This window comes from Campylobacter sp. JMF_04 NA10, assembly GCF_027737655.1.
GTDB lineage: Bacteria > Campylobacterota > Campylobacteria > Campylobacterales > Campylobacteraceae > Campylobacter_B.
Map to the genome: position 1 here is coordinate 103,845 of NZ_JAOVTZ010000003.1, position 23,459 is coordinate 127,303.

22 protein-coding genes and 1 tRNA gene are annotated in these 23,459 nt (G+C 40.9%); 13 read left to right on the top strand and 10 right to left on the bottom strand.

Features of this window, described 5'->3' with window-relative positions; all coding sequences use genetic code 11:
- Positions 1–31 precede the first annotated feature (31 nt).
- The 5 genes from dnaJ to OFO12_RS05490 are packed head-to-tail and all read left to right on the top strand — an operon-like array spanning position 32 to position 4,219.
- Complete coding sequence (gene dnaJ / locus OFO12_RS05470; RefSeq protein ID WP_270869757.1) at positions 32–1,126, top strand: molecular chaperone DnaJ; 1,095 nt, start codon at positions 32–34, stop codon at positions 1,124–1,126.
- Between the two features lie 19 nt (positions 1,127–1,145).
- Positions 1,146–1,373 (top strand): FeoA family protein, encoded by a 228-nt coding sequence (locus tag OFO12_RS05475; RefSeq protein WP_270859198.1) that lies wholly within the window; start codon positions 1,146–1,148, stop codon positions 1,371–1,373.
- A gap of 24 nt (positions 1,374–1,397) precedes the next feature.
- Positions 1,398–3,776 (top strand): ferrous iron transporter B, encoded by a 2,379-nt coding sequence (gene feoB / locus OFO12_RS05480; protein WP_270869758.1) that lies wholly within the window; start codon positions 1,398–1,400, stop codon positions 3,774–3,776.
- A 1-nt stretch (position 3,777) separates the two neighbouring features.
- Positions 3,778–3,939: a FeoB-associated Cys-rich membrane protein gene (locus tag OFO12_RS05485; protein WP_270869759.1), complete on the top strand. Its 162-nt coding sequence runs from the start codon at positions 3,778–3,780 to the stop codon at positions 3,937–3,939.
- Positions 3,899–4,219: a hypothetical protein gene (locus OFO12_RS05490; protein ID WP_270869760.1), complete on the top strand. Its 321-nt coding sequence runs from the start codon at positions 3,899–3,901 to the stop codon at positions 4,217–4,219. Before OFO12_RS05485 ends, OFO12_RS05490 begins: the two co-directional genes overlap by 41 nt.
- A 4-nt stretch (positions 4,220–4,223) precedes the next feature.
- Here OFO12_RS05490 and OFO12_RS05495 read toward each other — a convergent pair whose 3' ends face one another.
- The 3 genes from OFO12_RS05495 to OFO12_RS05505 form a co-directional block, all read right to left on the bottom strand.
- Positions 4,224–7,961, bottom strand: coding sequence for a restriction endonuclease subunit S (locus tag OFO12_RS05495; RefSeq protein ID WP_270869761.1), 3,738 nt, complete (start codon positions 7,959–7,961; stop codon positions 4,224–4,226).
- Positions 7,962–8,029: 68 nt separating this feature from the next.
- Positions 8,030–8,947 carry a M48 family metallopeptidase gene (locus tag OFO12_RS05500; protein WP_270869762.1) on the bottom strand — a complete coding sequence of 306 codons (918 nt, stop codon included), beginning with the start codon at positions 8,945–8,947 and terminating at the stop codon, positions 8,030–8,032.
- The gene (locus tag OFO12_RS05505; RefSeq protein ID WP_270869763.1) at positions 8,923–10,245 is read right to left on the bottom strand and encodes an MATE family efflux transporter; all 1,323 of its coding nucleotides are present in this window, start codon (positions 10,243–10,245) and stop codon (positions 8,923–8,925) included. The genes OFO12_RS05500 and OFO12_RS05505 overlap by 25 nt, the downstream gene beginning before the upstream one ends.
- Before the next feature lie 124 nt (positions 10,246–10,369).
- Between OFO12_RS05505 and abc-f the strand changes: the two genes are divergently transcribed.
- Genes abc-f through OFO12_RS05535 form a run of 6 tightly spaced genes read left to right on the top strand, consistent with a single transcriptional unit; the run spans position 10,370 to position 16,997 of the window.
- Positions 10,370–12,322: a ribosomal protection-like ABC-F family protein gene (gene abc-f, locus OFO12_RS05510; RefSeq protein WP_270869764.1), complete on the top strand. Its 1,953-nt coding sequence runs from the start codon at positions 10,370–10,372 to the stop codon at positions 12,320–12,322.
- 8 nt (positions 12,323–12,330) lie between these two features.
- Positions 12,331–13,560 (top strand): M48 family metallopeptidase, encoded by a 1,230-nt coding sequence (locus OFO12_RS05515; protein WP_270869765.1) that lies wholly within the window; start codon positions 12,331–12,333, stop codon positions 13,558–13,560.
- Positions 13,557–14,351, top strand: coding sequence for a peptide chain release factor N(5)-glutamine methyltransferase (prmC, locus tag OFO12_RS05520; RefSeq protein WP_270869766.1), 795 nt, complete (start codon positions 13,557–13,559; stop codon positions 14,349–14,351). The genes OFO12_RS05515 and prmC overlap by 4 nt, the downstream gene beginning before the upstream one ends.
- Complete coding sequence (locus OFO12_RS05525) at positions 14,351–14,995, top strand: uracil-DNA glycosylase (protein ID WP_270859188.1); 645 nt, start codon at positions 14,351–14,353, stop codon at positions 14,993–14,995. Before prmC ends, OFO12_RS05525 begins: the two co-directional genes overlap by 1 nt.
- Positions 14,992–16,164, top strand: coding sequence for a hypothetical protein (locus tag OFO12_RS05530; RefSeq protein ID WP_270869767.1), 1,173 nt, complete (start codon positions 14,992–14,994; stop codon positions 16,162–16,164). Before OFO12_RS05525 ends, OFO12_RS05530 begins: the two co-directional genes overlap by 4 nt.
- 29 nt (positions 16,165–16,193) lie before the next feature.
- Positions 16,194–16,997 (top strand): transporter substrate-binding domain-containing protein, encoded by an 804-nt coding sequence (locus OFO12_RS05535; RefSeq protein WP_270869768.1) that lies wholly within the window; start codon positions 16,194–16,196, stop codon positions 16,995–16,997.
- A gap of 222 nt (positions 16,998–17,219) precedes the next feature.
- Here the strand turns inward: OFO12_RS05535 and OFO12_RS05540 are convergent, their stop codons facing one another.
- From OFO12_RS05540 to OFO12_RS05565, 6 genes are all read right to left on the bottom strand, one after another.
- Positions 17,220–17,609 (bottom strand): hypothetical protein, encoded by a 390-nt coding sequence (locus tag OFO12_RS05540; protein ID WP_270869769.1) that lies wholly within the window; start codon positions 17,607–17,609, stop codon positions 17,220–17,222.
- 47 nt (positions 17,610–17,656) lie between these two features.
- Entirely contained in the window at positions 17,657–17,896 is a 240-nt protein-coding gene (locus OFO12_RS05545) for a hypothetical protein (protein WP_270869770.1), read from the bottom strand.
- Positions 17,897–18,050: 154 nt separating this feature from the next.
- Entirely contained in the window at positions 18,051–18,473 is a 423-nt protein-coding gene (locus OFO12_RS05550) for a hypothetical protein (RefSeq protein WP_270869771.1), read from the bottom strand.
- On the bottom strand, positions 18,470–18,877 hold the full coding sequence (locus OFO12_RS05555) for a hypothetical protein (protein ID WP_270869772.1): 408 nt from the start codon (positions 18,875–18,877) through the stop codon (positions 18,470–18,472). Before OFO12_RS05555 ends, OFO12_RS05550 begins: the two co-directional genes overlap by 4 nt.
- A 160-nt stretch (positions 18,878–19,037) precedes the next feature.
- The gene (locus OFO12_RS05560) at positions 19,038–19,430 is read right to left on the bottom strand and encodes a YbgC/FadM family acyl-CoA thioesterase (protein WP_270869773.1); all 393 of its coding nucleotides are present in this window, start codon (positions 19,428–19,430) and stop codon (positions 19,038–19,040) included.
- Complete coding sequence (locus tag OFO12_RS05565) at positions 19,420–19,923, bottom strand: DUF4149 domain-containing protein (RefSeq protein ID WP_270869774.1); 504 nt, start codon at positions 19,921–19,923, stop codon at positions 19,420–19,422. Before OFO12_RS05565 ends, OFO12_RS05560 begins: the two co-directional genes overlap by 11 nt.
- 171 nt (positions 19,924–20,094) lie before the next feature.
- On the opposite strand from OFO12_RS05565, the gene OFO12_RS05570 reads away from it, so the two are divergent.
- Positions 20,095–20,170: transfer RNA gene (locus OFO12_RS05570), tRNA-Phe, on the top strand.
- Between the two features lie 29 nt (positions 20,171–20,199).
- Entirely contained in the window at positions 20,200–20,493 is a 294-nt protein-coding gene (locus OFO12_RS05575) for a hypothetical protein (protein ID WP_270869775.1), read from the top strand.
- Positions 20,494–20,618: 125 nt separating this feature from the next.
- On the opposite strand, the gene uvrA is transcribed toward OFO12_RS05575, so the two are convergent.
- Positions 20,619–23,435 (bottom strand): excinuclease ABC subunit UvrA, encoded by a 2,817-nt coding sequence (uvrA, locus tag OFO12_RS05580; protein ID WP_270869776.1) that lies wholly within the window; start codon positions 23,433–23,435, stop codon positions 20,619–20,621.
- Positions 23,436–23,459: the final 24 nt, after the last annotated feature.

The following is a 23,459-nucleotide window of genomic DNA, read 5'->3' on the forward strand; positions in this document are numbered from 1 at the left end:
AAAATTGAGCCTTTTTAGTTTAGGAGAGATAATGGAAGAAGATTATTATGATATTTTAGGCGTGGCGCGCGACGCGGACGCTGAAACGATAAAAAAGGCATTTCGCAAACTAGCCTTGCAGCACCACCCAGACCGCAACCAAGGCAACAAAGAGAGCGAAGAGCAGTTTAAGAAAATAAACGAAGCTTACCAAGTCCTAGGCGATGAAGAAAAACGCAAAATGTATGATAGATACGGCAAAGAGGGCTTATCTGGCGGATTTGGCGGTGGCGGCAATGCAGGAGATGCCTTTGGGTTTGGTTCGATGTTTAGCGACTTTTTCGAGCAAGCCTTTGGCGGAGGCGGTAGCAGAGCCAAACGAAGCGTCGATCCGTATGGTATAGATACAGAATTAGCCGTTACTTTGGAATTTAAAGAAGCTCTACGCGGCGTGCATAAAGATGTCAAATACAAAATCAAAAAACCATGCCCTACCTGCGACGCAACCGGCTCAAAAGACAAGAAAAAACACACCTGCCAAACTTGTGGTGGTTCTGGGCGAATCATGGCAAGGCGCGGATATATGAGCTTTATTCAGACTTGTAGCGCGTGCGGTGGAAGTGGCGAAAGTATAAAAGAAAAATGCAAAGATTGCGGCGGCAAGGCATATATCGAAGAGGAAATCAGCGTCAAATTTGACATACCAGCAGGAATTGATGATGGGCAAAGAATCCGCCTAGGGGGCAAAGGAAATGTCTCTAAAACAGGCGAGGTCGGCGATGTGTATGTGCTAGTAAGGGTGCGCTCAGATAGCCATTTCGAGCGCGACGGCGATGATTTGTATATCGAAGTGCCTGTGTTTTTCACCCAAGCGATTTTGGGCGAGAGTATCGAAGTGCCGACGCTTGATGGCAAAACTGAGCTAAAATTAAAAGTCGGAAGCAAGGATAAGGATAGATTTGTGATCCATGGCGAGGGCGCGCCAAATATCAGAACGAAGCAAAAAGGCGATTTGATTGTGCAAATCAGCGTCCAAACTCCAAAGAAACTAAACGACAAACAAACCGAGCTTTTGCGCGAATTGCAAGCTAGCTTTGGCGAAAATGACGAGGGAATTTTAAGCAAAATCAAAAATTTCTTTAAATAATGAAATTTATGGAGAATTTATGCAAAGGCTAAACGAGGTAAAAATCGGCGCAAGTGTCAAGGTGGTCAAAATCCACGGAGACGGCGCTTTGAGGCGCCGGATTATGGATATGGGGATTACAAAAGGCATTGAGATAAAGCTAAAAAAAGCAGCCCCCTTAGGCGATCCTTTGGAGCTAGGCGTGAGAGGATACGAGCTCTCGCTACGCAAGGCTGACGCGTCATTGATAGAGGTCGAAAATTTATAAAATTTGCAAATTTAAAGAGTAAAAATGATAAAAATCGCACTTGTAGGAAATCCGAATTGTGGCAAAACGACATTTTTTAACGCCCTAACTGGCGCAAATGCCTTTGTGGGCAACTGGCCGGGCGTAACGGTCGAGAAAAAAGAGGGCTGTTTAATCGGCAAAGAAAATATCATAATTACCGATTTACCGGGCATTTACTCGCTCTCGCCATACACGCCAGAAGAGATTGTGGCGCGCAATTATTTATTGCACGAAAATCCAGATGTGATTTTAAATATCATCGACGGCACGAATTTAGAGCGAAATTTATACCTTAGCACGCAACTTTTGGAGCTTGAAATTCCAATGGTAATCGCTGTGAATATGACCGATATTTTGCGCAAAAGAGGCGATAAAATCGATTTAAAACTTCTTAGCAAAACCCTTGGCGCGCCATGTGTGGAGATTTCTGCGCTTAAAAATATCGGCACGAATTTATGCGTGGAGCTAGCAATCGAGGCTAGCAAAAACCCTGCCCCGCACCCAAAACACGATTTTTGCGGTCCAGCCGAACACGCGCTAGCGCATATCGAAGACGCTGTTTTAAAGGGCGAAAAGGGCGATAGGTGGTATGCGGTTAAAATTTTCGAGCGCGATGAGAGCGTGCTAAAAGAGCTAAAAATCGAAAAAGCCAAATTTAGCCTAATCGAGGAAAAAATCAAATCCTGTGAAACCGAGCTAGATGACGATAGCGTGGGGATTATCGCAAATGAGCGATACAACTATATCGCGCGCGTAAAAGAGGCGTGTTTTGCCAAAAACACCGATTTCGTGGCAAATGCTAGCGAAAATATTGACAAGGTTTTGACGCATAGGATACTAGCTTTGCCGATTTTTGCGGTGATTATGTTTATCGTGTATTACACTTCGGTTACAGGCGTGGGTGGGCTGATGACGGACACCGTAAATGACGGGATTTTTGGCGACGGATTTTTCGTGGGAAGTGGCGAAAAATACGAGCAGGCTCTTAGCGAGCATTTGCAAAGTAAAATTTGCACGAGCGAATTTGTGGGCGCGCTAGATTTGATAAATCCTGAATTTAGCGCAGCCTCAGAAAATTTAAAAACTGCTTGCAATGAAGGCGATTTTGGCGCATTTAGCGAAAATTTTGACGCACTAAGTGGTGAAATTTCGCAAATTTCAAACGAAAATTTAAAAGAGCAAATTTCACTAGCTAGTGCGAATTTACAAGCCGAAATTTTACCAAATCCTAGCGAGTATGGGCTGTATCTGCGTGGGCTTCCTGTGGTAATGGACGAGTTTTTGGAGCGCATAAACTGCGCGCAGTGGCTAAAAAGTCTTATAATCGACGGCGTTATTAGTGGCGTGGGAGCGGTGCTTGGCTTCGTGCCACAAATGGCGGTGCTTTTTATCTTTTTAGCGTTTTTGGAGGCGTGCGGATATATGACGCGCGTGGCTTTTGTCTTAGACCGCGCATTTCGTAAATTTGGGCTTAGTGGCAAGTCTTTTATCCCTATGCTAATCGGCACAGGCTGTGGCGTGCCTGGCGTGCTAGCCACACGCACAATCGAGAGCGAAAAAGACCGCAAAATGGGCATTATGACGACGACATTTATGCCGTGCTCGGCGAAAATGCCGATGATTGCGCTCATTTCCGCTGCGCTTTTTGGCGGAGTGTGGTGGGTGGCGCCTAGTGCGTATTTTCTGGGGATTTGCGCGATTGTGATTTCAGGGCTAATGCTCAAAAAAACGCCGATGTTTGCGGGCAAACCTGCGCCTTTTGTCTTGGAGCTGCCGCCATATCACATGCCAACCCTCAAAAATATTTACAGAAGCGTCAAAGAGCGCGTTAGCTCGTTTATCAAAAATGCTGGAACGATAATTTTCATCTCATCGGTGCTAATTTGGTGCGGATCGAGGTTTGGCTTCGCAGACGGGGGCTTTGTCTTTGACATAGAGCTTGATTTAAACGATAGCTTTATCGGCAAAATCGGCGCGTTTGTGGCGCCTGTGTTTGCGCCACTGGGCTTTGGCGACGCGAAATCCGCAATCGCTACGCTTATGGGCTTAGTAGCCAAAGAAGAGGTCGTGGCGGTCTTTGGGATACTCGATTTTTCTGGGCTTGACACGCTTAGCGGATATGCGTTTTTGGCTTTTAACCTGCTTTGTGCGCCTTGCATAGCGGCAATGGCGACAATCGCAAAAGAGATGAGAAGTGCGCGCTGGACGGCGTTTGCGCTTGTGTATCAGACGCTGTTTTCTTACGCGGTCGCGCTTATGATTTATCAATTCGGCAGATTTTTTAGTGGTGCGCAGGGCGCGGGAGTGTGGCTTTTCGTGGCGTGCGCGTGCGCTGCGCTGATGATTTTAATGCTAGCAAAACCTTATAAAGAGAAAATTTGATATGGAAATTTTAATCAACAATATCGGAACAATCGCGGTTTTAGTGGTGCTTGGTGGGCTTTTGTTTTTGGCAGCAAGAAGCTTTGCGAAAAATAAAAATTCCTGCAACAAATGCGAGGGCTGTGGCTGTAACAACCCGCAAGAGTGCAAAAAAGACGAGTGAGGGTGGTTTTGCCTTTGCAGAGCGCGCTTGGCGCGAACCTATGAACCCTGCGCCGATTTGTTATTGCGCGGTAATCAAAGTGCAAATTTTGCTAAATCTGTCATTGCGAGAATTTTTAAATTTGCTTCCATTGTCATTGCGAGAAAACGAAGTTTTCGAAGCAATCCAGAGAATTATCAAAATGTTTAAATTTATAAAAAACGGCTTCGCCGTTTTACTGGATTGCTTCGAGTTTTTTCAAAACTCTCGCAATGACAGATTAGGCAAATTCTCGCAATAATGTATTATTTCAAATATCTATCCAAAATCTCGCTGTATGCACCTTTTAGGCTTTCTAGCTTTTCTTTGCGAATAGAAATTTCGTTTTCAATTTTTTCAAATTCGGCTACGATTTTTTCTTGCACTTCAAGTGGTGGAAGCGGGATTTTTATATTTTGTAAATCTTTTGAATTTAAGCTTTTTCCAAAAGCATTAAAATTATCTTTATCTAATTTTATAAAATAAGTAAATAAACAAAAAATAAAATTATCAAGTATTTCATGTTTAAATTCATCTTTTATAATCAATCCTGCTATTGCTTCATTTGTATATAAATCTTGCCCAGCTATTGCAGTCTTGCCAATAGATAATTTAAAGCTTATAAGAGTTGTGCCTTTTTTTATTAATTTTACATTTGAATTTTCGATAGCCAAATCAGTTATTTTTTCTTTTGTGTCATAAATGATATTGTTATTCATCTCTGAAATACTTAACCACAAATTTTTTCCATTAAAATATTTAGGTTCTTTTCTGCTCGGTGTTCCACCGATAAGAATATTAAATTTATTTTCTAATTTAACCAACGAATATTTATCAATATCAAATTTATCAAAAATTTTGCTTTGCTCTGTTTGGAATTCGGAAATTTCAAAATTTAGTGTGGAAATTTCATTATCCACGCTTTGGCACTCATCTACGATTTGTTTTTGAATATCAATCGGTGGTAAAGGGATTTTTAAATTTTCTAAATTTGTTCTAGTTATTTGTGGTTGAGCCGAGCCTGTAATAATCGAATTTTTATCAATATTATCCAAAATATGTTTTAAAAATATTTCAGATAATTGATTTTCATCAAAAGGAATAATCACCATAGCATTTCCTGTTACCCAACTTTTAGGTTCTGTAACATTTATAGCACCACAAGTTGCGCCACGACAAGCCATTGCTATAACTGATTTTTCGTGATTAAATTTATCATAATATCCGATTACTCCGTTTGCACCATAAACTTTATAATCGCCATTTTCTTTTATTTCATTTGAAGTAATTGTTTTTGGTTGATACATTTCGCAAATATCTTTTAATTTAATGAGCGGATACCTACTCACAATTTTCACTTTGCTACTTGTGGATAAATTTATAGCTAGGTCAAATTCACTCTTTTTAAAGTCGATTAAATCTTTCAAATTTGCGTAACGGGCGTATTTTTGAAGTTCCAAATTTGCGCTAAATTTAGTCGTATCAAACGAGCCGTTAAAGTTCGCTCTAATCCAAAAATTTAGTTTTTGGCTATTTAGCGAATTTTCATCGTTTGGATTTTCGCTTGGGTCGTAAAGGGTTGTGTTTATGCTTTGCAACGCTTTGGAAGTTTCGGTTAGCTCGTCTTCGTCGTCAATGCTTGGTAAATTTAGATATTTTATGCCTTCGCTTCCTTTTCGGTTGCTCCACTCATAGCCTAAAAATTTACTCTGTTCTTTGTTTTCGCTAGGGCTTTTTGTGATTAGCGTTTTTTGCTCACAAACTAGCATAAAAAAGATAAATTTGGTTTTTTCGATTTCCAAAATTTTATCCTTAATAAATTTATCCAAATCAGCCGATTTTTTCTTTGAAAGCGTTTTATATTCGCCACTTTTTTGAATTTTGGCAATGTATTCGCTAAAAATTTCGTTTTCTAAAATTTCACCCAAACGGATAAATTCCATAAATTTGTCAAAATCATAATCCATAAATTCGCAGTATTTTCGCAAATCGCTTTCATCGTCATAAACGGCGTTTAACTCGCCTTTAAAGATATGTTCGCTTCTAGCTTTTATGGCTTCGTAGAGGCTTGGATTTTGGCTAAATTTACGCAAAAATAAAACGACTGTGTTGGTGCCTGTTTGACCAAAAGTTTTATTTCCAAATTCGCTAACGGCGATGATTTTGAAATTTCGAAGTAAAATTTCTCTTGTTTTTTTGTAAATTTCGCCGTTTTTGTTGATAAGCGAACTTGGCACGATGATACCTGCAACGCCGTTTTGTGCTAAAATTTGCGAAGCTCTTTCAATAAAAAAGCACTCAATGGCGTTGTTTGTGGCTGTGTTTTCGCCGACTATTTGCGAGAGTTCGTAATTTTGGCGTTCGCTAGGCGAAAGCGTGGATAAAAAGCCCTTGACAGAATACGGCGGATTTGCGATTAAAATGTCAAATTTAAGCTTTTTAATCTCGCTAATATCGCTCAATGCGTCTTTGCCTAAGATATTTATGTTTTGGTTATACATAAAAGAAGCCACTTTGCTGACTTTGGCAAGTCTTGTTTCTTTTTCGATGCCGTAAATGCCCTTTTCTAGCTCTTTTTGCTGGTCTTGGGTTGTGAAATTTTTAATATAATTTGCGTATTCATTTAGAAAATGTCCTGCTCCACAAGCGTAATCAATAGCCTTTATTTCTTGATTTTGCGATAATAATTCTTTTATCGGCAAAGATGAGATTATGAATTTAACTATCGGCAACGGCGTAAAAAACTGCCCTTCGCTTTGTTTGACACCGCTATCTAAAAAGCCTTCAAACAAATCGCCCAAAAATTGATTGTGTGTGGCGGTGGTTAGGCGGATATTTCTTAGCATTTGCACCATTTTGATAAGAATTTCGCTGTTTTTCTCAAAAAGCTCTTTGTTATAAACTTCGATAAAGGCAAAATCGTTGTTAGTGTAGTATTTAAGCTGTGTGAAAAGATTGTTGATTTTTTCTTTTGTGGCGTCTGGGTCTTTTTTAACAAAGCGAAAAGCTTTGTTGATTTGGTCATTTGAAACATAGGTAATTTCGGTGTTTAAAAAGTCTTTCATACCTTTTTGATAAAGTTTTTGAAGTCTATCGCAAAAATCATAAATATCATCGTATCTTTTACCACGATAATTAAATTCAAGCTTTTTTGGGTTTTCTTTTTCATCTATGACTTTGCATAAAAATAAATTCAAAAGTTTATCAAAAGCATTTTCTCGTCCGCTAATGTTATGTTGGCGTAAAATGGTGGCAAATTCGTGGTATTTTTTTTGTATATCATCGTGGGAGAGTTCTTGTAAATTTTCAATGCTTAGGCTTATTTCTTGGATTTTATAAGGCGTGAGATTGTCTTCAAAAATGCCATTACAAAAGCTATCTTGTCCGTAAGTATTGCACCAAACCTGAAAAAATTCGCTAACGCTGTTTGCGTTTTTGTAAAGTAAATCTACGCTTAGGCGTTCATCATCTCGCATATCGACGGCAAAATACTCTCTTTTTATGCTTTCATTTGCAAAATCACTCGCATAAAGGCAGATAAATTTGGCATTTGTATCTTGGGTAAAATAGCTAAAAAGTTGACCGCCGTCACGGAGCATATTTGCTTTTTCTTTGTTAAATTCGCCACCAAAGGTTTTGCACTCGATGATAAGATAAATTTTTTCGTTTTCGTCTTTTACGATGATGTCTGCTTTACCACTAGTTTTGCTTTCGTGTCCTAATTTCCATTTTGGTTCTAACTCTAAATTTGCACTTTTGTAGCCGATAGATAAAAGTCTATCAACGCACTCTAAAACAACGAAATTTTCGAGGTGTGAGAAATTTTGGGTAGTTGTGTCGCCGTATTTTAAATCGTTTGGATAATGAATTTTTTCATCTGTGAAATTTACTTGAATTTGATTTGAATTTGAGTAGCTTTTCTCCCAAATTTCGCTCTCGTTACTCTCACTCTCGCAAAAGCCCATAATAGCAAGAACGGCTCGTAAATTTTCTTTTGTTATCATAAAATTTCCTTTGACCAAAAATGGCGAGATTATAGTAAATTCACACTTTTGATTTGCTTTTGCAAAAATTATCTATTTTTCACCAGATTAATTCGCTCTTTGAAATCAGGCATAATTTCAGCTATGAAGTCGTAAAATTCGCGCCTGTGGTGCGCAAAGATGAGGTGAGTTAGCTCGTGAAGCACGACATAATGGACAAAGCGCAAATCTTTTTCGACCAATTTTAACGACAAATTTATGTAGCCCTTCGCGCTGTTGCAGCTGCCCCAGCGAGTTTTCATATCGCGCACGACTAGGCGATGGACACTCTTTTGCACGAACGGCAAGTAGAGTTTAATCAAATCTTTGTATAAGTTTAACGCCAAAAATTTCTTAAATTTCGCAAATTCTATTTCGTTTGCGCAGTAAATTTCGCTTCCGCAAATGGCGATTTTGCCGTTAAATTTCGCCAAATTTTGCGCCAAAATTTCGTTTGGCGTGGCGGACTGGGCGGACTGGGCGGACTGGGAATTTGTGGAATTTGTGGAATTCGTGGAATTTGTGGAATTTGTGGAATTTGTGTTTGGCGTGGCACTCGGCGCAGTATCACTCGCAAAATTTGCGTCAAATTTTAGCACACTACCACTCGCGCCACTCTCGCAAAATTTCGGCGCAGTATCGCCACCGCTAAAATTTTGCGCACTAAATTTCGGTGCAGTATTCCACAAATCCGCGAATTTTTCGCCAAATTTCAGCTCATAAATTTGCCCTAAAATTTCACTCTCGTTTTCTTTTAGCGCCAAATTTTCGTATTTTTCTAAGGTTTTTTTAATCCAAATTTCATGCGAGGCGATAAATTCCTGCGCCCTTTTCGCGCTCCAAAACCACGGCACGCTAGCACGCACGGCGCAATCAGGGCTAATGCGAATCCTAGCGTATTTTACGCGCTTGAAACTCGCCAAAACGCAAATTCCGCCCAAATTTAGACTAATCGTTTGCTCTGCCATTTTTTGCTAATCCACCGCCAAGTATTCGCCCCGCCTCTGAGCCACTCGTCGCACAAAAACCCAATCCAAACGCCCAAAATCCCGATTCCAAGCGAAATGCCTAAAAAATACCCCACCGGAAGCGACACGCCCCACATAAAAATCAGTCCCATTAAAAACGGAAATCTCGCATCGCCACTGGCGCGCAAGGCATTTACGAAAACGATATTGAAAGTGCGCCCAAGCTCTAAGATTATCGTTAGATAAAACAGCGGCCGCATGATTTCTTTGTGCGCCCCGCCCAGATTTAGCACGCTCATGATTAGCTCGCGCGCGAAAAAGACAACCGCGATGAAAAACGCCGTGACGATTAGACCGATTTTTAGCGCGTGAAAGGTGTGCGAATACGCGCGTTCTGGCTCTTTTGCGCCCACTAGGCGACCTACGATGACCTCGTTTGCCATGCTAATGGCGCTTCCGCCAAAGAAAATAAAGCTTGAAATCTGAAAATAAATCGTCTGCACCGTAAGACTTGCCTCGCCCATACTCGCCACAAAGGCAAAGGCGACGAGATATTGCGTGATCCAAAGCAGATTTTCCCCCGCGCTCGGCAATCCCACGGATAAAATTTTGCGTAAAATTTCAAATTTTATTTTCAAAAACATTGAAAAGTAAAATTTCAGTTTTATGATTTTTACGGCAATTAGCGCGAAAAGTATCACGCCCACAATCCGTCCGATAATCGTGCTAATTCCCACGCCAAAAAGCCCGTAAAATGGTAGTCCAAAGGGCTGGAAAAGTGCGATAAAATTTCCCACTAGCGTGATGATATTCATCGTTACAGAGATGATGATTATGTAGTTTGCATAGCCATACACGCGGATTATCGCGCTAAAAACTATCGCCACAGCGTCGATTGCAAAGACAATGCTAATGATTTTTAGATAAATCGTGCTATCAGCGAGAAGTTCGCTTGGCACCTGTAAGGCACGGAGCAAAAGCGTGGCGCACGAAAATACAAAAACCCCGCTAAGTCCGCCGATTAGGGCGTTAAAGGTAATGCTAGTATGTATTGCGCGCAGGGCTAAAATTTTATTCCTTGCCCCCAGAGCTTGGGCGACCACGACCGAGCAACCCACAGCCAAAAACCCAAAAACCGTGATAAAAAGCAAAAATACCTGATTGCCAGCGCCTAGCGCGCCCACGAGCCTGACATCGACAAGGCTTATCATGTAGGTGTTAATCAGCGCGGTAACTAGGCGCAAAAACATATCCGCATAGATTGCTAGGCTTAGTTTTGTTAGTGAAATTTCCTTCATTAATTCTCTTTTTTTAAAATAAGAAGCGCATTTTAGCGAAAAATTCATAGATTAAATTTAGAAATTATTCAAATTTAATATTTTTTTTACTACAATCGACAAATTTTATCTATAAAGGCAAATTTTGGCATTAGTTGATTTGATTGATGTAGTTAAAAAATTCGGTTCAAACACTGTCCTTGACGGCGTGAATTTCAGCCTAAGCTCTGGCGAGAGAGTCGCAATCATCGGCAAAAATGGCGGCGGAAAATCTACGCTGATGAAAATCATCGCTGGCGAGTATGAAATCGACGGCGGTCGCGTCATCACGCAAAATGGCATAAATATCCAAATGCTAGAACAAAGCCCGAAATTTGACGATAATCTCTCTGTCAAAGACGCCCTAAAACGCGAACTCAAAGAAATCTACGATGCCATTGATGAATACAACCAAATTTTAGAAAAAATTTCAAACGACCCCCAAAATGAAGCACTTCTAACCCGCCAAAATGAGCTAAATAAATTTATTGACGCCAAAGACGGCTGGAATATCGACAATAAAATCGAGCGAATTTTGGAGCATTTTGGGCTTAAAATTTACGAAAACCGCTCGGCTTGCACGCTAAGTGGGGGCGAAATTCGCCGCGTCGCCCTTGGTGCGCTGGTGCTAAAAAAGCCCGATATTTTGCTGCTTGATGAGCCGACAAACCACCTTGATGTCTATATGGTGAGATTTTTGGAGGATATGCTTTTAAATTCGAAGCAAACCATACTTTTCATCTCGCACGATCGCTATTTCATCGACAAACTTGCGACCAGAAGTATCGAGATAGAGGAAGGCAAACTAAGCTTTTTTGATGGCGGATACGAAAACTATCTAAGGCGCAAACAAGAAATTTTAGCTAGTTTGCAAAAATCCCACGAAACGCTTTTAAAACAGCTAAAATATGAAGAAGAGTGGCTTCATCGTGGCGTCAAAGCTAGGCTCAAACGCGACGAGGGTCGCAAAGCCCGCGTGCTAGCCATGAGAGAAGAAGCCAAAAAAAATCCGGGCGTGATAAGGCGTGTGAAATTGGAGCTTGAACGCGCTAGTAGGAATTTCAACGGCACAGGTGGCGAGAACCGCAAAAAAATGCTTTTCGAGTGCAAAAATGTCAGCAAAATTTTAAACGGCAAGGACCTTTTTAAGGGCTTTTCGGCTAGGGTTTTGCAAGGGGAAAGAATTGGCATAGTCGGCGCAAACGGCGCAGGTAAATCCACACTGATAAAAATGCTGATTGGCAAAACCCGCATTGACGGGGGCGAGATCAAAAGGGGCGATATTAAAATCGGCTATTTCGATCAGGCTAGATCTGAAATTTCAGGCGATAAGAGTTTGATTGAGATTTTTTGCCCAAACGGCGGAGATCACATTATGGTGCGCGGACATTATATGCATGTTTATGGCTATCTTAAAAATTTCTTGTTTCCAAAAGAATTTTTGGATAAACCAGTAAGCGTGCTAAGCGGTGGCGAGAAAAACCGCGTCGCCCTTGCCAAGCTTTTTACCGAGCAATACGACTGCCTTATTTTAGATGAGCCGACGAACGATTTAGATATCGCTACAATCAACATTTTGGAAGATTATTTGCTCAGCTTCGAAGGTGCAGTTATTATCGTCAGCCACGATAGATATTTCATCGACAAAATCACAAACAAGCTTTGGGCGTTTGAAAAGGGCAAAATCGAGCAGATTTACATACCATACAGCGAGTATTTGGAGTATGAAGACGAGATAAAAGATCTTGAAATTTATGAAAGTGAGGTCGCTTCTAGCGCGAGGGATACTGCGCCCGAAATCAAAGAAAATAAAAAAGAAAAAACCGCCACGACTAAACTTAGTTATAAACAAAATAAAATTTTAGAAGAATATCCAGCCAAAATCGAAGAGCTTGAAGCTCGCATTAAAGAGCTAAATCACGCTCTTTCAACCCCTGAAATTTACCAGCAAATAGGGCTTCAACCGCTTTTTGAAGAGCTTGAAGAGAAAAAGGGCGCACTAAATCAAATGGAAAACGAATATTTCGAGGTGCTCTCGCTGGCTGAAAATTTAAAATAGGAAAATTTATGCTTTATTTTTTGATAATCATTTATATAATTTACACGATTTATAAAATTTCACTAGCCCTTTTACAGCTAAATTTCATTAAGGAAAACGCCAAAAAACCAGCCGTGATTTTAAGCGAAGCAGACTATCAAAAGGCCGGAATTGTCAGCATTACGAATTTGAAATTTGAAATTTTTAGCCTTGCGTTTGGGCTTTTGGTCGCGATTTTTTGGATTTGTTATGGTGCGGGTGCGTTGCAGGAATTTATCTACGCCAAATTTGGCGGGGGCGGCGCAAATTTGGAGGGCGGCGCGAGTATCTTTATCCAAAGCATTTTTGTTTTGGCTTTCATCATACTTGGCGGGGTGATTGATTTGCCGTTTGAAATTTATGCCACTTTTGTCAAAGACAAAAAACTAGGATTTTCCACAATCACGCCTAAAATTTTTATCGCTGATAAGCTAAAAGCCCTTGCGCTAACGCTAATTTTTGGCTTTTTGGTGGTTTTTGCGCTAGTTTTTTGCGTGCAAAATTTGGGGCAGTTTTGGTGGGTGTATGGGTTTGGATTTTCATTTGGGCTGATTTTGCTGATAAATTTGATTTATCCTACACTCATCGCGCCGCTGTTTAACAAAATGTCGCCACTAGCTGAGGGCGAGTTAAAATCGCAAATCGAGATTTTACTCGCAAAATGTGGCTTTAAAAGTAGTGGCGTTTTTGTCATCGACGCAGGCAAGCGCGACAACCGCTTAAATGCGTATTTTGGCGGACTTGGGGCGAGCAAAAAGGTCGTGCTTTTTGATACGCTGATAAAAAAGCTAAGCCAGAGTGAAATTTTGGCAGTTTTGGGACACGAACTAGGGCATTTCAAACACGGCGACATACTCAAAAATATCGCGCTTGGGGCGTTTATGCTGATTGTGATTTTTGGCGTGTTTGGAAATCTGGCTACAAATGGGGTTTTTGACGCGCTAAATTTGGTGCGCGACGGCGGTGCGACGCTGATTTTTATCATGCTGTTTTTGCCGATTTTGCAGAGTTTTTTAGAGCCAGTGATGTCGAAATTTAACCGTATGCACGAGTTTGGCGCGGACAGGTTCGGCGCAGATAATGCGAGTAAAAATGATATGATTAGCGCACTTAAAAAACTTGGCAGCGAAAACAAAACTTTTCCGATTTCTCACCCGCTTTACAGCGCGATTTACCACTCGCACCCGAGCCTGTATGAGCGTATCAAGGAGCTAGAATGAAAATTTTCGAGGCCTTAAAATGGGCGCACGGCAGGACAAATTCTAGGTATGTTTCAAGGGAGCTTTTGAAATTTAGCGAAAATTTAAGCAACGAAGAGTTTGTAATGCTTTTTAACCACGCTATGCGAAATGAGGAAAAATTTCGCCAAAGTGTCGAAATTTACGCTACTGGCGTGCCACTTGAATATATCACAAACAAGTGCAAATTTTTCGATTTTGAGTTTTTCGTCGATGAGCGAGTGCTGATACCTCGCTTCGAGACTGAAATTTTGGTCGATAAAGCATTTAGTGTGGCTCATCTTTTCAAAACTCCGCGCATTTGCGAGGTCGGCACTGGAAGTGGGATAATCTCGATTTGCCTTAAAAAATTTTTCCCAGACGCGCAAATTACCGCCACTGATATCAGCGAAAGCGCCCTCGAAGTAGCGCGCAAAAACGCCCAAAATTTGGGCGTGGATATTGAATTTGTGCATTGTGAATACCTAAGTGGAGTGGAAGGGGATTTCGATATCGTCGTATCAAATCCGCCATATATCGCCTCCTCGTATAAGCTCGATGAGAGAGTGCTAAAAGAGCCAAATTTGGCGTTAATTGGCGGCGAGAGGGGCGATGAGAAGCTAAAAAAACTAATCTTTTTAAGCGAAAATCGCACAAAATATCTGCTTTGCGAAATGGGCTATGACCAAAAGCAAAGCATGCAAGAAACGCTAAGCGAGCATGGATTTGCCTTTGAATTTTACAAAGATTTAGCTGGGTTTGATCGCGGATTTGTCGCAAGGAAAATGAAGTAATGCAGGGCTCGAAACTTCATAGATTGCTTTGCTACAAGGCGTTTGGTTACAGGTATATCGACGCTGGAATCCTTGCTAGTGGCGAGAGATTTTTTAGCGATATTGATAGCCTTTCGCATAGCGTGCAAAACTGCGCGCTGTGCGAACTCTCCAAAACACGCACCCACGCTATGGTGCCTTATGGCGATAAAAACGCCAAAATAATGGTAATCTCTCAGTGCCCAACGCACGCAGAAGATGAGAGCGGTGAGCCATTTAGCGGGAATTTGGGCGAGAAATTTAGGGTTAGTTTGAAGGAACTTTGTGGTTTGGAAATCGGCGAAATTTACGCGTCGTATCTGATAAAATGCGCCCTAAATTTAAACAAAAAACTCACCTCTGAAATCATACTCAAATGCGCTCCCTACGCTATCGACGAGATTAAAATAATCCGCCCCAAAGTCGTGCTATGCCTTGGCGAGCTGTGCGCGAAAATTTTACTTAAAAACAACAACCTCCCAGATATCAGGCTGATTCACGGCACGCCATTTCGCGAGGGCGGGATTACCTTTATACCGACATTTGATCTAAATTTCCTAAGCCAAAACCCAAGCCAAATTCCACTTTTTCACGATGATTTGCGCAAGATAAAGGAATTTTTGTGAGAGCGATTTTTGTGCTTTTAATCGCTGTTTTCTGCTTGGCGCACGATGACGAAAATATTTCGCTAAAAGATCTAAATTTTACGATAAATGATGATGAAAATTCTAGCACCCAGATTTTGTTTGAGGGCGAGGATTTTATACAAAAAAGCCTAGATGAGGGATACACGCTCTGGGACCCAGACAGCGAGAAAGGCGAGGTGTATAATCTCGTGGCAAATGCGATGAGCGCGACGATTGAAAACTCGCAAAATTCGGGCTTTAAAGTGGGTGTTTTAATGGCGCAAAATATCCTTGGCTCGCGCGCAGATAGCATTGCAAATGCGCTTTTAGCCTTTGTGAGTGAGAGAAATTTGCAGGCAAATTTGCGCTTTTATTACATAGGAAATGAGAGCGAGGAGGGCATTATAGCCTCACTTGAAGCTATGGAGCGCGATAATGTCGCCCTCATAATCGCTCCCTTAAATAGATCTGGCGTGGATATAGTAGATGAAAACTCGCAGTATAGTAGTATGGTTTTTGTGCCGACGCTAAATCAAAATTTAAGCGGGTTTGTGTCGAATAATATATATTTTGGCGGTATTGATTACAGCGAGCAAATGCAGTATCTGCTGGGGCGTTTCGCTGAGAATTTATACGCTATCGGCGATGAGAGCGCGCTGTCGCAGGTGCTAAACGATATGGCGTTTGATAGTCGCAATATCGAGGAATTTTACACGATTAAAAGCAACCGAAATGCGGTTTTTGATTTTGAGGGCGAATTGCCACAAAATGCGAATTTTATCCTAAATTTGCCTAGTTCTAAAATACTCTCCGTAATCGGCGAAATTTCGCACAAAAAGCTAAACACACAAAACCTGCTTGCCACGCAAGTGGGCTTTGACGGCGAGATTATCGGTGCGCTTCCAAGCGCGATTGGCGGGAAATTTTACCTCGCAAACTCCATTTCGCCAGTTTCAAACTCGCTGCTTCATCGCGCGCTTAGCCTTGGCGTGGATTTGCGCTACGAGTGGATTGCATATAGCGCGCTTAGCGGGTTTGACTATTTTTATTCAAATTTTGCATTAAACCGCTACGAGCGGGCATTTAGCGAGGAATTTTACGATAACGGCCTTAGGTTTGATACCAAAATTTACGAGGTCGGCGAGGGTAAATTTCAAAAATTAAATTAAAATTTCAAATTTTTTTAGAAAGGAATTGCATGAAAAAGTATTTCAAAACACTTTTTTTAGGGCTTTCGTTTTTGTTTTTGCTCGCTGGTTGTGCGAGTAATCAACCCGCGTTAAACCAACCTACGCTAGATCAAATCAAATCTCGCGGAACTATCCTAGTGGGCGCTACTGGGGATTATAAACCGCTAAGTGTGCGCGAGCAAAACGGCACACTATGGGGATTTGACATCGATATCGCAAAAGCTATCGCCGAGAAGCTTGGCGTGGAGCCTGAGTTCGTCGCTACTAGCTGGCCAAGTCTGAGCGAGGATACTATGGCAGAGCGCTTCGATATCGCTACTACCGGCATTACGATTAACGAAACACGCAAAAAAACTATGCTAATGAGCGATGGCTACCTTGCTAGCGGTAAGACGATTTTGTGCCGCAAGGGCGACGCAGCGAAATTTACAAGCTTAGAGAGTATCGATAAAAAGGGCGTTCGCGTGATGATAAATCCGGGCGGAACGAACGAGAAATTTGCGCGGGCAAATTTCAAAAACGCTAAAATCATCGTCCATAAGAAAAACGCCGAAATCCCAGCGCAAATCGCAAAAGGCGCAGCCGATGTGATGATCACAGAGACCACTGAGGCGCCGTATTATGTGGCAAATAATCCTAAACTAGCCGCTCCGCTGCTAGAAAGTCCATTTACGCGCGATGAAATCGGGGCTTTGATGTCGCAAAACAAGGGCGATTTGCAAAGCTTCGTAAATAAAGTAATCGCCGAAATGAAGGCAAACGGCGAGTTGAAAAAAATCACTGAAAAATACGGATTAGTTTATTCGTATTAAAATTTTAAAATTTCGGTTGTGAGAACTGCTTTTTGCTTTTCGCAACCGCTTTTAAAATTCCACGCTGAGGCAATCTTGGATACTGCGCCGAAATTTTAGTTGTAGTGTGGTAAGTTGCCTAGCGAAAATTTTGGTAACATTATAGTGGGCAAGAATGCTCACCCCACGATACTACAACCAGTTACAACAAAAATGGTAAATGCAAAGATGAAATTTATAAATTTAGTCATTTTTGTTTCCTTCTTTGTATTCATCCCAAGCAACTATAACATTTTGTGCCTTTTTAACAACAATCTGCCAATTGGGGTCTTTAATAATCGCTTCATCATCGTTATCATCTTCTGCAATATAATTTTTTAGTCCATCTCTAAAATCACGCAACAAACTTATGAGTTTAACTGAAAAACCCAAAGCAGGTGCTGTATTTTCTACAAAATCATCAAATTTTAAATCATCAAAAAGCGAACACATTATTTCAATATAAGATGATACTCCGTTATCGATATTATTCTCATTTAACCAATGCATTTTTTGTTGTTTTATATCAGAGATTTCTTTTATCCAATAATAAATCCATGGCAAAAAATTTTTCTCAATATTTAAATCTACCATATTTATTGTTCCATGATTTTATTAAGCACCGTAGGGTGGTATCTTTGCTACACATAGAATAAATCCACCAATGCTTCTAAAATTTTTCCATCTGAATTCAATTCATAATTTTCATCAAAGCCTTTTATCTCTAATTCATCAAGAGCCCACTCTCTAATGCTTTCTGCTGTATCTATATCTACACATGTTTTTATAAAATTCTTATTTTTGATAGTTAATATTTTTTTTGCAAATTCGCAATTTTCCATTAAATATTCAAATTCTAGTAATGTTAGTTTGACTTCCATTATTTTTTCTCGTTTAACAAAGCTCTTGCTTTTGATGATGAAGCACCGTAGGGTGGGTATCCTTGCCCACCGAATTTTATATTTTTATCAAATTTTATCATTTTTAATCCTTTATTTAACCTTTGTGGTGGGCAAGGTGCTCACCCTACGATACTTATTTCTTTTTCCTTTCTTCTTTGATTTGTTTAATCCACTCATCTTGGAATTTCTCAGCTTCTTTAAATTCGTCTTGTTTTTCTTTTTCTTGTTCTTTTTCAAATTCGGCATAATCTTGTAAATCGCCACCACATTTAGGGCAAATCATATCTTTTGTGTCGGAAAAATTATAAACTTTTTTGCATTTTTTGCAGCGAGTGAATTCAATATATTTTTTTATGTTTTTTTCAGAGCGAAAAGCAAAATAAAACCCAAAACTACCCAAAATAAAAAATGCAAATACTGGCAAAAGATAAAAAACACCCATATCACTAAAATCTAAATATTTTACGCCAATAGAAACTTTTTGTTTATATAATAGACTAAAAGCATGTAAAAAAGCCATAATGCCAACAAATAAGGCAAAAATTCTATCTATCATTTTTTTATTTTTCTTTTCTTATGTTTTTTATTGCGTTTGTTTTCATTTGTTTTATTCTCGTCTAATTTTTGTTTTCTATAATACATTTCAATTTCCATTGTTTCTCCGTTACATTTAGGACATTTACCTTCTTTTGTATTCATATATTTACATACTTCACCGCACTCTAAACATTTCATATAATCCTGCTTGTATTTTTTTATGTTTTTTTCGGAGCGGAAAGCTAGATAAAAAAATGCGAAACTCATCATAAACACTGCAATAGCTACAAAAATATAAACATAACCTGCGTTTGAAAAATCATGTTCTATTGCAAATCTTTTGAATTTTTTATTTGCAAATATTCCAAGAGATATGGATAAAAATCCAAAGCCAATAAATGTATAGCAAAATTTGTAAAACATAGTTATTTCTCTTGATTAGCACCGTAGGGTGGGCATCCTTGCCCGCCGAATTTTATATGTTTATCCAATTTTATTTTAGCCCCTTTAATTCTTTTAAAATTTCGGTAGATAAAAGCAAGTTTTTATATTTTAAATTTGCGAAATTTAGCCCCGACAACCCTCACAACCCCTTGAAAAACTCCACGATTTCGTCGCTGAATTTCACTGGTTTGCCGTTTTGCAGGTATGCGACTCTGACATCTTGGGCGAAGATTAGCTCGTCAAATTCGCGCCCGTTTATATCTTTTAGCTTGTAGATTTTTTGTGTCAGCACCGCGCTTGCGTTTTTTAGCTCTTTGAGCGCGGTTTTGATTTCTAGTTCGTCGCCCAGCACCGCAGAGCGCAGGAATTTCGCCTGCAAATCGCTCACCACGAAATGCGAGTGCTCGCCAAAAAACCTCACGCCTGCACGCATTAGCGCCTCGCTTCTAGCCCGCTCGCAAAATTTTATGTAGTTTGCGTGATAGACGATGCCCTGCGCGTCGGTATCGTCGTAATAAATCCTAAATTTCATCGCCTCTGCCTATGCGCAAGTTTGGCACCATTTTTAGGAAAAACAGCACCGTTTGCGCGATTATCATTAGCTTGGCGCACCACTCGCTGGCTTTGTGGATTTGGGCGAATTCGGCTGTTTGCGTGCCTGCTTCGCCTAGCTTTTGCGCGTCAAGGATAAATTCCGTGAAATACAGCACGAAAAGTGTCGCTAAAATGAGGTTTATGAGCGCTAGCATGAGGGTTGAGAGTTTTAGGTTGAAAGGCTGAGATTTGTTGTTGTTGAAATTCACCATTTCAAAAATTAGGCAAATTATCGAAATCGGCATTAAAATGGCGTTGTATTTGACAAAAATCGCGCTCATCATCTGACCGCTTTGGAAGTGGCTAAGCACGCCCTCACCAATGAGGCTTTGCGGGTAAAAAATCGTCGGAGCCACAAGCGCACCAAGGCTAAGCTCGATACCGATGAGCGCGCCAAGAGCGAGGATATAAATCGAAAAAATCGCTTTCATAAAAATCCTTAAATTTGTAAATTTCGTAAATTTTGTAATTTCGCGCCATTATACCCTAAAATTTGTCTTTATTTGGAAATTTTGTGTAAATTTGACTGAAATTTAGCCGAATTTTTCAAATTTTATCATTATTTAAGCAATGTTTAAATAAAATAATTTTTCTTTTTTCGTGGTTGGATAGCTCAGTCGGTAGAGCAGCAGACTGAAAATCTGCGTGTCGGCAGTTCGATTCTGCCTCTAACCACCACTTTTATTCAAATTTAAATCCCAAAATCAGTGAAATTTAGGAAGTGGTATTTCGGACACTTTCACACAAATCGCAAAATAAATCGTAAATTTAGCTGTCTTTATAATGAAATCGAAAAGATAAATTTGAAGACAAGGGCGAATTTTGTGCCGAAATTTGCGAATTTGCCAGGCAGGGTTACAGAGGCGATAGCGAAATTTTATGACGAGCCAAAATTTGCGGGTGAGTTCTTGCAAATTTTGGATAACGCCTGTAAAAACGGCGAAATTTCACGCGCGTGTAAAGATGAAATTTATCGTAGATTTTTAGCCGAGGAATCTTAGGCTAAATTTGAAAATTTGGGGAAAATTTGCGCAAATTTCATGCAAATTTCACGCTAAATTTTAAACTAAATTTGCCAAATTTCGCTCCAAATTTCACGCTAAATTTCCCCAAATTCACCCAAATTTTACCCTGCAAATTCCTCGTTTAAAAACTCCCCAGTATAAGAGTGCGTTTTTTTGTAGTTTTTCGCCAGCTGTTTTGGTGAGCCTTGCGCTACGATTTTTCCGCCACCATCGCCACCTTCTGGCCCCATGTCGATGAGATAGTCGCAGTTTTTGATGATGTCCATATTATGCTCGATGACAAAGACCGAATTGCCCAAATCCACAAGGTGATGAAGCACCTGCACCAGCCTATCGACATCGGCGAAGTGCAGACCTGTGGTCGGCTCATCGAGGATATAAAGTGTATTGCCAGTATCCGTGCGGCTTAGCTCTTTCGCGAGTTTGACGCGTTGGGCTTCGCCCCCGCTTAGCGTGGTTGCAGGCTGACCTAGCGCGATATAGCCAAGGCCGACATCTTGGAGAGTTTTGAGTTTTTGATAAATTTTTGGCACGGCTTTGAAAAATTCGAGTGCCTCATCGATACTCATCGCCAAAACCTCGGCGATATTTTTGTTTTTGTAGTAAATTTCAAGCGTCTGGGCGTTGTAGCGCGAACCACCGCATGCGTCGCAAACTACGCTGATATCGGGCAAAAAGTGCATTTCGATTTTGATTTCGCCCTCTCCTGCGCATTTTTCGCAACGCCCGCCCTTGACATTGAAGCTAAATCGCCCGATTTTATACCCCCTCATCATCGCCTCTTTTGTCTGCGCAAAGAGCGCGCGGATCTCGTCCATGACGCCAGTGTAAGTGGCTGGATTGGAGCGTGGGGTGCGACCGATTGGGCTTTGGTCTAGGTAGATGACCTTGTCTAAATTTTGCAGGCCTGAAATTTTGGCATTTTTTAGAATTTTAACATTTCTGGCGCGGTTAAGCTCCTCTAATGCCGCTGGCAGGATTGTTTGAAGCACGAGCGAGCTTTTGCCGCTGCCACTAACTCCGGTAATTCCGACTAAATTTCGCAAAGGAAATTTTGCGCTTAGGTCGTGGATATTGTTGATTTCGACATTTTTTATGCTTAACCACTCTTTTTGTGGGCGGTTTTTTTGGTAATCAATCGTTTTGTGATTGTTCATATATAGCGCGGTTTGTGTGTCGCTTTTAAGCAGATTTTCCACATTTCCGCTAAATACGACCTCGCCACCGTATTTACCAGCCCCAGGTCCGATATCTACGACGAAATCCGCTTGTTGTATGGTTTTCTTGTCGTGTTCGACGACGATTACGGAATTTCCCTTTTGCTGTAAATTTCTAAGTGTATTGATTAGCTTTTGTGTATCGCGCTCGTGAAGCCCGATACTAGGCTCATCTAGGACATACATTACCCCACTTAGTCCGCTTCCAATCTGGCTTGCGATGCGGATTCGTTGTGCTTCGCCACCGCTGATTGTGCGTGCATCGCGCCCAAGGGTCAGGTATCCAAGACCTACATCGTTTAAGAAAAATAGCCTTTCGTTGATTTCTTTTAAAATCGGCGCCGCGATTTGCGCCTCTTGCGGGCTAAAATGGGCGAAATTTTTCTCATCACCAAAGAATTTGACATTTTCTTCTATGCTTGTCTTCACCACTTCGCCAAGCCCTTTGCTAGCGACTTTTACAGCTAGGCTTTGAGGTTTTAGACGCAGCCCGCCACAAGCAGAGCAGGTTTTTTCGCTCATATATTCGTCTAAATCGTTTTCATTTTTTAGCAAATCATAGGCGTATTTTATCGCGCCCTCGAATTTGCGCATTAGCTTGTGCGATTTCCAATAAAACGGCACCTCTTTCGCGCTTCCGTATAAAATGAGCTGTTTTTGCGCCTCATCAAGCTCGGCGTATGGGACATCTGTGGGGATATCGTTTGAGGCGCAAAATCCGAGCAAAAATTTATAATAATAGCTTTTGTTAAACCCTGACATTACCTTGATTGCGCCGTTTTCGATAGAATTTGCCTCGTTTATGATTTTAGCTAAATCTAGGCTAAATTTAATCCCAAGCCCGTCGCACTCCTCGCACGCACCTTTTGGGCTGTTGAAGCTAAAAGTCAGCGGTTCGAGCGGAGTAAATGAAATTTTACAATCAAAGCATGCCATGTGTTCGCTGTAATGGATATGATCGTGCGCAAGCCCGAATTCATCGGCATTTGCGATATCTATTTCGACCTCGCCAAAGCTAAGTTTTAAGGAATTTTCGATGTCGCTTGCGATTCTAGTGGCGTTTTCTTCGCTGATACTGACGCGGTCGATGACTACTTTAATCGTGTGTTTTTTGGTTTTGGCTAGTTCGATTTCCTCATCAAGGCGCACCAAAACGCCGTCAATCTGGGCTCTGACATAGCCTTTGTTTCGCATATCTTCGATCAAATCAGCAAAAGTGCCCTTTTTTTCGCGCACAAGCGGGGCAGAAATTGAAATTTTCGCGCCATTTGGGAGCTTCATAACCTCGGCGATGATATCAGATGAGCTCATTTTTGAGATTGGTTTGCCACATTGATGGCAGTGTTGCACGCCGGTTCTAGCGTAAAGCAAGCGCAAATAATCGTAAATTTCAGTTATCGTGCCAACAGTCGAGCGCGGGTTTTTGGAGGTGGTTTTTTGATCTATCGCAATCGCTGGTGTTAGGCCGTCGATTTTGTCGATATCTGGCTTGCCAACTCTATCCAAAAACTGCCTAGCATACGCCGAAAGGCTCTCTACATAGCGTCTTTGACCCTCAGCGTAGAGTGTATCAAAGGCCAGCGTGGATTTGCCAGAGCCGCTAAGCCCCGTAAAAACGACTAATTTATTTTTTGGAATTTTTAAATTTATATTTTTTAGATTATGTTCTCTTGCGCCGATAATTGTGATTTTATCGTTCATTTTAGCCTCTTTTTTATGAAAATT